The organism is Pseudaeromonas pectinilytica, assembly GCF_054780855.1.
Genome location: NZ_BAAGVN010000205.1, coordinates 1 through 1,071 on the forward strand (window position 1 = coordinate 1; position 1,071 = coordinate 1,071).

Genomic DNA, 1,071 nt, shown 5'->3' on the forward strand with positions numbered 1-1,071 from the left:
TATCGCGCCATCCTCGCCATGCCGGGAGTCGCCCAGGCAGCGAACGTGACCTACCTGACCATGCAGGTACGCAAGGGCGAGAGAGATGTACGCACCATGGTGGTCGGCATCGCGCCCGGCGCGTTGGGGGCTACACCTGGATGGCCTCCTTATCTCGTCGCTGGACGCCAGATCACGCGCGGTCACTACGAGGCAGTGGCCGACATCGCCACCGGCTTCAAACTGGGAGATCGTCTTGTCATTCGCCGTAATCATTACACCGTCGTTGGGCTGACTCGGCGCATGGTGTCTTCCAGCGGCGACCCGATGGTATTCATTCCGCTCAAGGATGCCCAAGAGGCTCAGTTCCTCAAGGATAACGACGCCATTTGGCAAAGCCGGCGTCGCACCGAAGCCAACCCGGCCTTCAATAGACCCGGTGTTCCTGGTTTGCTGGATGCCGTGATTGCTTCACAGAGCACCAACGCGTTCGTCAATGCAGTGCTGGTCACTCTAAAACCTGGTCATGCGCCGGACAGGGTTGCCGAATCCATCCGACGCTGGAAGCGATTGACGGTCTACACTCGGGCACAGATGGAAGACATCCTCGTCGGCAAGTTGATCGCCACGTCGGCCAAACAGATAGGCATGTTCTTGGTGATTCTGGCCATCGTTAGCGCGGCCATCGTCGCTTTCATCATCTACTCGCTGACGATGGACAAAATCCGCGAGATCGCGGTATTGAAGCTCATCGGCACACGCAACCGAACTATCGCCGCGATGATCATGCAGCAGGCGCTCGCCTTGGGGGTGATTGGCTTCGTGGTCGGCAAGATCACCGCCACTTTCTCAGCCCCCCTGTTCCCCAAATATGTGCTGCTCACGCCAATGGATTCCGTGACCGGTTTTTTTGCCGTGCTAGTGATTTGCGTGCTGGCCAGCATCGTCGCCATTCGCATGGCACTCAAGGTCGATCCGGCCGAAGCCATTGGAGGTTGAGATGAGTGGCAAAGGCATCCACATCGAAAGTTTGAGCAAGCGGTATGGCGATGGTGACACCGCTGTCTTTGCCTTGAAAGACGTGAATATGCA

The 1,071-nt window shown here is 57.8% G+C and carries 1 protein-coding gene; it reads left to right on the top strand.

The genetic code is table 11. The features are described 5' to 3' along the window. The coding region (locus ACYVG7_RS10255; RefSeq protein ID WP_460883022.1) for an ABC transporter permease at positions 1-978 on the top strand (978 nt) is incomplete at its 5' end. Between the last annotated feature and the right edge of the window lie 93 nt (positions 979-1,071).